At 36.2% G+C, this 9,401-nt stretch carries 7 protein-coding genes and 1 pseudogene; 4 read left to right on the forward strand and 4 right to left on the reverse strand.

Going from position 1 to position 9,401, the window contains the following annotated elements:
- The coding region (locus tag ACILQF_RS06945; protein WP_395626693.1) for an alpha/beta hydrolase family protein at positions 1-194 on the forward strand (194 nt) is incomplete at its 5' end.
- Positions 195-292: 98 nt separating this feature from the next.
- Here ACILQF_RS06945 and trxA read toward each other — a convergent pair.
- Both trxA and dnaE read right to left on the reverse strand, forming a co-directional pair.
- Positions 293-613 carry a thioredoxin gene (gene trxA, locus ACILQF_RS06950; protein WP_395626694.1) on the reverse strand — a complete coding sequence of 107 codons (321 nt, stop codon included), beginning with the start codon at positions 611-613 and terminating at the stop codon, positions 293-295.
- 77 nt (positions 614-690) lie between these two features.
- Positions 691-4,323, reverse strand: coding sequence for a DNA polymerase III subunit alpha (dnaE, locus tag ACILQF_RS06955; protein WP_395626695.1), 3,633 nt, complete (start codon positions 4,321-4,323; stop codon positions 691-693).
- 394 nt (positions 4,324-4,717) lie between these two features.
- Between dnaE and mdh the strand changes: the two genes are divergently transcribed.
- Both mdh and ACILQF_RS06965 read left to right on the forward strand, forming a co-directional pair.
- Complete coding sequence (mdh, locus tag ACILQF_RS06960) at positions 4,718-5,656, forward strand: malate dehydrogenase (protein WP_395626696.1); 939 nt, start codon at positions 4,718-4,720, stop codon at positions 5,654-5,656.
- A 14-nt stretch (positions 5,657-5,670) separates the two neighbouring features.
- The gene (locus ACILQF_RS06965; RefSeq protein ID WP_395626697.1) at positions 5,671-6,102 is read left to right on the forward strand and encodes a retropepsin-like aspartic protease; all 432 of its coding nucleotides are present in this window, start codon (positions 5,671-5,673) and stop codon (positions 6,100-6,102) included.
- A 104-nt stretch (positions 6,103-6,206) separates the two neighbouring features.
- Here ACILQF_RS06965 and gyrB read toward each other — a convergent pair whose 3' ends face one another.
- Positions 6,207-8,165, reverse strand: a complete 1,959-nt coding sequence (gyrB, locus tag ACILQF_RS06970; protein WP_395626698.1) for a DNA topoisomerase (ATP-hydrolyzing) subunit B — start codon at positions 8,163-8,165, stop codon at positions 6,207-6,209.
- Between the two features lie 160 nt (positions 8,166-8,325).
- Between gyrB and ACILQF_RS06975 the strand changes: the two genes are divergently transcribed.
- On the forward strand, positions 8,326-8,916 hold the full coding sequence (locus ACILQF_RS06975) for an OmpH family outer membrane protein (protein ID WP_395626699.1): 591 nt from the start codon (positions 8,326-8,328) through the stop codon (positions 8,914-8,916).
- A 330-nt stretch (positions 8,917-9,246) separates the two neighbouring features.
- Here the strand turns inward: ACILQF_RS06975 and ACILQF_RS06980 are convergent.
- Positions 9,247-9,401 (reverse strand): annotated as a pseudogene (locus tag ACILQF_RS06980) (RNA-binding S4 domain-containing protein); the annotation flags it as partial.

The following is a 9,401-nucleotide window of genomic DNA, read 5'->3' on the forward strand; positions in this document are numbered from 1 at the left end:
TGCAAAACAGCATTCAACTAATCAACAAACTTCAAGACTTGAACAAGAATTTTGAATTTATGCTTTATCCAGGCGAGCGACATGGCTGGGGTGGAAAAAAAGCAAGACATAGCAATCAGGATAATGTGCGCTATATTTATAAAAACATGCTTGAAAAGCAAATTCCAGCTGAATACTTGGAGTATTGGAAATAAGTGAAAGAAATTTCAAATCATATTTTATTTAGAACTAAAACAAAGAAGCTCCTGCAGATTAACTGCAGGAGCTTCTTTGTTAAAAGGATATAAATTTATTAGACCAACTGCTTAGTTAATTTCTCAGCTAGAACAGATTTAGGCACAGCACCAATTTGCTTATCAACAATTTCTCCATTTTTAAAAAAAAGAAGAGCAGGAATATTACGAATTCCGAATTGCATTGAAATTCCTGGGTTGTTATCTACATTTACTTTTCCAACAACTGCTTTTCCTTCAAACTCTTTTGCAAGTTCTTCAACAACTGGACCTACCATACGGCAAGGACCACACCATTCTGCCCAGAAATCAACCAATACAGGTTTATCAGATTTAAGGACTAATTCTTCAAAGTTTGCATCTGTTAATTCTAATGCCATAATAATAAATTTTCTTGTTTATAATTCAAATATAGTATTCAATATTCCTGCCACAAATTTAGACTGCTAATGTGACATTAATTCAACTTATAGCGCACTCCAATCATTTTTGAAATTTCATCTAAAAATTCATTGCTTGGATTGATTCTTACCATTTTAGAAGGCATCTCAAGTATCGTTTCCTCCTCATAATCCATAATCATGAATTTTAACTGGCAGTTTCTATTTTCATTCTGCTCGGTATTCAATCTGATAATTTCATCCATTTTATTTATGAATGTAATAGATAATTCAGTAAGTGGCAGCTGTATTGTCAGACTTTTTGACATTTTATCTCTCAATTCAGATAGCAAAACAATGCTATTTACCTTAAATTCCCAATTATCTTTTTGTTTAAACCTTTCCGTTACGATTCCTCGTAGCTGAAGAAAAAGACCTACCTCAAGATACTGTTTTAACTTGATATAATCTTCGCCAAAAAGTGCCACTTCAAAGGTCTCACCATAATCTTCAAACATGAAAGTCCCGAAAGGCTTACCGGTTTTCGTGGTGCCATGCCTAGACGCAGAAACTAGTCCGCCGACAATTAAATCACGATTACTAATTTTCTTAAACTCCTCTTGATCCTCCGGTCGTATTTCGGTGCCCTTCATACGATTTACTAAGCTTAAATGCTTCACCTGATGAGAGCAGAAATGATCTAGCTCAAACTTATAATTGTCTAAAGGATGCCCAGTGAGATAAATACCAATGGATTCCTTTTCATATTTCAACTTTTCAATTAAACCCCATTCTTCACAATCAGGCATCTGTGGCTCTGAAATCTCCGCATCATTAGTTCCACCAAATAAGGAGGCTTGGGAAGAATTTAAGCTATTTTGAAAATCATTATTGTATTTTATTAGTCGTTCTATTCCATTGTAATAGCTTCCATCAGGCTTAAAAAAGAAAGCTGATCGTTTTTGTCCGAAACAATCAAATGCCCCACCATAAACCAAGTTTTCATAAACCTTTTTACTTACTGAACGGGAACTTGAGCGACGAGCAAAATCATAAATACTTGTATATAGTCCGTTTTCATTACGTTCTTCAACAATACTTTCTACAGCTTTATCTCCCACTCCCTTCATGCCAGACATACCAAACCTGACTTCCCCCTTTTTATTTACAATAAAACTTAATTCAGACTCATTGATATCAGGACCTAAAACAGAAATACCCATCTGTTTACATTCTTCCATGAAGAAAGATATTTTTTCGATATTACTCTGATTATTAAGTACTGCAGCCATAAACTCAGAAGGGTAATTAGCCTTTAAATAAGCCGTTTGATAGGCTACAAAGGCATAACAAGTAGAGTGAGATTTATTGAATGCATATTCCGCAAAGGCTTCCCAATCTGTCCAAACTTTTTCTGCAATTTTGGCATCATGACCATTTGTATTACAGCCATCCATAAACTGCGATTTCATTTTATTGAGCACTTCAATCTGCTTCTTACCCATTGCCTTTCGCAACACATCGGCATCTCCCTTACTAAAGCCGGCAAGCTTTTGGGATAAAAGCATCACTTGCTCCTGGTAAACTGTAATCCCGTAAGTCTCTTCGAGGTGCTCCTTCATATCCTGCAAATCGTAGCTAACTTCCTCGCGGCCATGTTTACGATTAATAAACTTAGGGATATATTCAATTGGTCCCGGGCGGTATAGCGCGTTCATTGCAATCAAATCTTCAAATTTATCCGGCTTTAAATCACGCAGATACATTTTCATACCATCACTTTCAAACTGAAAAGTTCCATTGGTATCACCGCGCTGATAAAGCTCAAAGGTTTTGGGATCTTCTAATGAAATGTAATCAATATCAATATCAACATCATGATTTTGCTTAATTAAGCGCAATGCATCCTTAATGATGGTTAGGGTTTTTAGACCTAAAAAGTCCATCTTAATTACTCCAGCATCTTCAATTACACGGCCATCAAATTGTGTAACTAATAAATCTGACTCTTTGGATGTGGCAACAGGAATAATATCGGTTAAATCGTAAGGAGCAATAATGATCCCAGCAGCATGCACACCTACGTTTCTTACTGAACCCTCCAATACCATCGCTTCTCTCAAAACTTCAGCTTGAAGGGTTTTTCCATCTTCAAGAATTTTGCGGAGGGTTTTAATATTCTCAAAATCTTCGGGATTTTGCTCTTTTTTAACTGTGTCAATTGGAGCAGTCATGACCTGCACCAAGTTGGTTCCTGGTCGGTCTGGGACAAGCTTTGCGAGCATATTTGATTCTGCGAGAGGCAGATCGAGCACTCTAGCTACATCTTTTATACTCGATTTAGCAGCCATCGACCCATAAGTAATAATCTGTGCTACCTGATTTTTACCATATTTATCTACTACATAATCGATTACTTTCTGACGCCCAGCATCATCAAAGTCCGTATCAATATCGGGCATCGACTTCCTATCCGGATTTAGGAAACGCTCAAAAAGCAAATTGTATTTTATGGGATCAATGTTTGTGATACCGATGCAATAGGCAACTACGGATCCGGCAGCTGAGCCCCTTCCGGGACCAATAAACACGCCTAAATCTCGTCCCGCACGAATAAAATCAGCTACAATAAGGAAGTAACCAGCAAATCCCATGGTACGGATAGTGAATAGCTCAAAATTTAATCGTTCTTCTACCTCTGGGCTAATATCTATATACCTATTTTTTGCACCTTTAAAAGTAATGTCTTTCAGGTATTCCCATTGATTAAGATTTTCTGATTCGGCACCAGAATGTATCTTAAACTCATCAGGGATTGGGAAATTGGGTAGCATGATATCACGCTTTAGCTGAAGGTGTTCAACTTTATCTACAATTTCATTGGTATTATCTAAAGACTCAGGAAGGTCATGAAAAACCTGACCCATTTCTGCCTGACTTTTAAAAAAGAACTGATCATTAGGGAAACCAAAACGATAACCCTTACCACCTTCCTCATCTGTAGCAATTGGAGTGCTCTTCATGTCTCCAGTATTCACACACAATAAAATATCATGTGCATTGGCATCTTGCTGATCAACATAATGAGAATCATTAGAGCAAATGACTTTAACATTGTACTTCTTAGCAAACTTGAGTAGAACAGCATTTACAATCTCCTGCTCAGGAATATCATGACGCTGAAGCTCGATATAAAAGTCGTCACCAAACAAATCTAGCCACCATTTAAATTCAGTTTCACCTTCCGCCTCTCCTTTTTTCAGAATTGTTTGCGGAACTGATGCACCTAAGCAACAGGTAGTGGCAATTAATCCTTCATGGTATTGAAGAATTAAACTTTTATCAATTCGTGGCCATTTACTATATAGGCCTTCAATATAACCAAGTGAGCAAAGTTTTACCAGATTTTTATAGCCTTGAGCATTTTTCGCAAGAAGCAACTGATGATGCCTAATATCCCGATTATCTTTGGTGAATTGCTTTACATGCCTATCATTAACTACATAAAACTCACATCCCACAATTGGCTTTACACCATGCTTTCCTGCTTCGGCAACAAACTTAAACACACCAAACATGTTTCCATGGTCAGTAATTGCCATTGCTTTCATTCCATCGGCTTTTGCTTTTTTGAAAAGACGTGAGATATCAGCAGCACCATCCAAAAGTGAAAATTGAGTATGTACGTGCAGGTGCGAAAAATCAGGCATATTGTTTTATTAGGATGAATCTCAAATTTACAAATCTTTTGAGCCTCAAGAAGAAGTGTTGAAAATTAAAATTTAAATTATTGATCCGTAAAATAGAGTTCATAAAAAATAAAAATTTAATTTTTATGATAATATACAAAACCTTAATCTAAGGAGTTTTTTAGAAAAAATAATTAAAAAAGGATCATTTTTTTGAATTTTAAGCTGTTGGAAATGAAATAAAAAACTTACAGGAATATGGCAAAGAATTTCATAAAAAAGATTGAATTTTCTATCTTCGGGGTATAATTTCGTTCTTTCTAAAAAACATCGAAAGAATTGAATTTAACTGTGTAGAAATGGCATTCATTAGCTTCACAGAATGACCCAATCTCAAATTTAAACAAATCATAAAATGAAAATTACAGTTGTAGGAGCCGGTGCCGTAGGAGCAACTTGTGCTGATAACATCGCTAGAAAAGAACTAGCTGAAGAGCTTATTTTATTAGACATCCGAGAAGGTTTTGCTGAGGGAAAAGCAATCGACATGATGCAAACTTCTGCATTATTGGGTTTTGACACAAAAATCAAGGGTGTAACGAGCGACTATGCTGCTACTGCTGATTCAGAAGTTGTTGTAATTACTTCCGGATTGCCTCGTAAGCCGGGAATGACAAGGGAAGAACTGATAGGCACCAATGCTAATATTGTAAAAAGTGTTACTGAAAACATCCTAAAATATTCTCCAAATACAATTATTATCGTGGTTTCAAATCCGATGGATACCATGAATTACCTTACCCTAAAAACCTCTGGCTTACCAAAAAATAAAATTTTAGGCATGGGTGGCGCCTTAGATTCATCACGATTCAAGTATTATTTAAGTATTGAGCTTGGTTGCTCTCCTGCAGATCTTAACGCTGTTGTTATTGGTGGCCATGGAGATACCACAATGATTCCATTAATTAACCATGCCACATGGAATAGCATTCCTGTTACTCAGCTTCTTACAAAAGAACAACAAGAACGAGTTGTTTCTTCAACTATGGTTGGTGGTGCAACTTTAACAAAACTTATTGGAACCTCAGCTTGGTATGCTCCAGGTGCAGGTACTGCAGCAATGGTTGAGAGCATTGTTCGTGACGAAAAGAAACTTATCTCTTGTGGTGTTGCCCTAGATGGTGAATATGGTCAAAAAGACATTTCATTAGTAGTTCCGGTAATCCTAGGAAAAAATGGATGGGAGAAAATCCTAGACTTTAAATTATCGGATGAAGAGCAAGCGGAATTTAACAAAAGCGCAGATTCTGTAAGAGCAATGAATGAGGTTTTAAAAGAATCTAATCATATTTAATAATTGCTATTTTAATGGCGAAACATAAAACAGTACCATTAGAACTAATCAACTTAAATAACGACGGCTTCCACTTATTAGTGGAAGTTGTTGTTTTTGGACAATCCTACCAAGCTGTACTCGACACAGGTGCCTCAAAAACAGTATTTGATAAAGAAACCATTGAGAATCATGTAAAGAGCGGCGAGTTACTAGCTTCCGACAGAGTTTCGACCGGACTTGGCACCAATAATATGGAAAGCCATACGATTATTCTTCCCAAAATGAAGATTGGGAAGTTGAAATTAAAGAATTTTGAAGCTGCGGTACTCGATTTAACAACTATTAAAGAAGCTTATTCAATTCTTAACCTTCCTCCTGTAATCGGTGTAATAGGTGGTGACATACTAAATAGTCACCAGGCAATTATCAATTACAAAAATTTAAAACTAAAACTGTTTTATTAAAAAGATATCCTATTTAATAAATTAGAAATTTTCTTTTTTTTAACATCAATAAAAAAGCCCTTCAATTTACACTGAAGGGCTAAATTCTATCCTAAATGCTCGACTTAAATATCAATTCGAGCATATTTTGCATTTTTCTCAATAAAATCACGTCTGGGACCAACATCATCACCCATTAACATGGAGAAAATATGATCACATTCAGCAGCATTTTCAATGGTTACTTTTCTTAAAGTACGGGTTTCCGGGTTTAGAGTAGTATCCCATAATTGTTCTGCGTTCATCTCACCGAGACCTTTATAACGCTGAATATTTACACTTTCTTCTTTACCAGCACCTTTCAAAGCCTGAACTGCGGCATCACGCTGATCATCATTCCAAGCATACTGAAACTCTTTACCTTTTTTCACCATATAAAGAGGAGGTGCTGCGATGTATATATAGCCAAATTCAATTAATGGCTTCATATATCTAAAGAAGAAGGTCAATATAAGTGTGGTAATGTGAGAACCATCAACGTCAGCATCGGTCATAATGATGATTCTATGATAACGCAATTTTTCCATGTTAAGAGCTTTAGCATCTTCAGCAGTACCAATGCTAACTCCCATGGCAGTAAACATATTCTTGATCTCATCATTTTCGTAGATCTTATGTTCCATTGCCTTTTCAACGTTCAGAATTTTACCTTTTAAAGGAAGAATAGCCTGAAAATTACGATCACGACCTTGTTTTGCCGTTCCTCCCGCCGAGTCACCCTCGACAAGGTAAAGTTCACATGCTGCAGGATCATTGTTCGCACAATCGGCAAGTTTACCAGGTAATCCTGAACCACCCATTACCGTTTTGCGCTGCACCATTTCTCGTGCTTTTCGAGCAGCAGCTCTAGCTGTAGCAGCAAGAATCACCTTATTAACGATCATTCTAGCCTCACGCGGGTTTTCTTCAAGGTAATTACCAAGAATCTCACCAACAGCTACGTCAACGGCTCCCATAACCTCATTATTACCTAATTTGGTTTTGGTTTGCCCCTCAAACTGCGGTTCCTGAACTTTAACTGAAATTACAGCGGTCAGTCCCTCTCTAAAATCGTCGCCAGTAATCTCAATCTTCATGTTTTTCAACATTCCCGATTTCTCAGCATAAGATTTTAGCGTACGAGTTAAACCTCGACGAAATCCTGCAACGTGAGTACCACCTTCATGGGTATTTATATTGTTTACATAGGAGTGAACATTCTCCGTATAGGTATCATTATACTGAAGGGCTAATTCTATAGGTATACCTTGCTTAATTCCTTCCACATAAATTGGCTCAGGAATTATAGATGTACGAGTGCCATCAAGATATTTTACAAATTCTTTTAATCCACCCTCTGAAAAGAATTCTTCAAAAAGGAATAAACCATCATCAGTAGTTTCACGTTCATCGGTTAATGAAAGGCGAATACCCTTATTTAAATATGCTAATTCGCGTAAACGAGCGGCAAGAGTATCAAATTTATACTCTGTAGTTAGAGTAAATATTTCTGGATCAGGTTGAAAAGTAACGGTTGTACCCGTTTTGTCACTATCTCCAACAACCTTTACATCGTATTGGGGTTTACCACAAGAATATTCCTGCTCAAAAACTTTACCCTCACGTTGAACTACAACTTTAAGGGCAATAGAAAGTGCATTCACACAACTTACCCCAACACCGTGCAAACCACCAGACACTTTATAAGTATCCTTGTCGAATTTACCACCGGCATGAAGAACAGTCATAACTACTTCAAGTGCCGACCTTTTTTCTTTAGTGTGTATGGCAGTAGGAATACCACGACCATTATCTGTAACTGTAACAGAATTACCTTTATGAATGGTAACCTTTATGTCAGAACAGTAACCGGCCAAAGCCTCATCAATTGAATTGTCAACAACCTCATACACAAGGTGATGCAGTCCTTTAAATCCGGTATCACCAATATACATTGATGGGCGCTTTCTTACCGCCTCCAGGCCTTCAAGTACCTGTATATTATCCGCCGAATAATTAGATCTGTCTTCTGTTTCTTCGCTCATAGTTTTTTATTACAACAAAGATCAAAAATAACCATTTTAGATTGAATTTATTGCATTGTGGATAAAATTACACCTCAGACCTCATTGATGGTCTAAGCTAAATTAAATGGTTGAGATAATGAATTGAAAGTTTATATTTGTTTAAATTTTTATAAAAATCATGAAGAAATTAATAACAAACATTAGTAAAATAGCAGCAATTTTTGCCCTTTCCTCAATTGTTGTTTCATGCAACAAAGAACAATCGAAAAGTGAAGCCTCTTCAACAGTTACTTCTGCAAGCACGCTAGATGTAGTCTATGTAAACTCAGACTCACTTTTAACAAATTATGAATATTTTAAGGCTGTTCAGCAAGTTTTTGAAGAAAAATCAAAAAAAGCGCAGGCAGACCTTCAAGCAAAAGGAGCGGCTTTTCAACGTGAAGTTGCTGCTTATCAACAGAATGCTGGTAGTTTAAGTGCAGACCAACGTGCTTCAACTGAAGAACGTTTGGCTAGAAAGCAACAAGAATTGGCTACTTATAACCAAAATGCTGGAAATGCCTTAGCAAATGAAGAAGCCTCAGAAAATGAAAAACTTTATAATAAAGTTGCTGATTTCTTGAAGGTTCATGCTAAAGAAAAAGGTTATAAAATTGTGTTAACTTATTCTAAGTCTAATCCAGCAGTATTATATGCCGATGAAAGCTTAGATGTTACTAAACAAGTTTTAGAAGGCTTAAATGCGGAGTATAAAAAGAATAAAAAATAGAATTCTAAACCTGAGTCGTCCTAAAATAGGTTGACCGTTTTTATTTGTAAATATAGTCCTTGTCATGTAAAACTGACAAGGATTTTTTTTGATGGATCTGATTTGGTGTAGTATAGTTTATGCTAGTTGAGCTGCTCTATTATTGTATAGTTAAAAAGCTTTAACCTTCTTGAAATAACCACACACAATCTTTTCGTTATAGAAAAAAGAGGGGATTCAATAAAATAAATTTAGCCTAAAGGATTGTTCAATATCCTTTAAATTGAATTTGTAAAAATTTATCCTCTTGGATACATCCACACTAAAAATGGAGTATTATTAATGAGATTATCAATCAAACCAACCCTCTTGAAGATCATCAATCTCTCTACGATCTCTTTTTGTTGGTCTTCCAGCACCCCGATCTCTACTTAAATTGGGACTTTGGAACATTGATTTATAGGCTGGTGTATCTTCAATCGGTGTAAGATCCTTGTAAAAATTAA

This window comes from Daejeonella sp. (assembly GCF_044232565.1).
Taxonomy (GTDB): Bacteria; Bacteroidota; Bacteroidia; order Sphingobacteriales; family Sphingobacteriaceae; genus Daejeonella.

Coding starts and splice junctions, on each gene's coding strand:
- dnaE (WP_395626695.1), bottom strand. CDS start 4,323: ATGCCTGATTTTTCGCACCTGCACGTACATACTCAATTTTCACTTTTG.
- trxA (WP_395626694.1), bottom strand. CDS start 613: ATGGCATTAGAATTAACAGATGCAAACTTTGAAGAATTAGTCCTTAAA.
- mdh (WP_395626696.1), top strand. CDS start 4,718: ATGAAAATTACAGTTGTAGGAGCCGGTGCCGTAGGAGCAACTTGTGCT.
- ACILQF_RS06965 (WP_395626697.1), top strand. CDS start 5,671: ATGGCGAAACATAAAACAGTACCATTAGAACTAATCAACTTAAATAAC.
- gyrB (WP_395626698.1), bottom strand. CDS start 8,165: ATGAGCGAAGAAACAGAAGACAGATCTAATTATTCGGCGGATAATATA.
- ACILQF_RS06975 (WP_395626699.1), top strand. CDS start 8,326: ATGAAGAAATTAATAACAAACATTAGTAAAATAGCAGCAATTTTTGCC.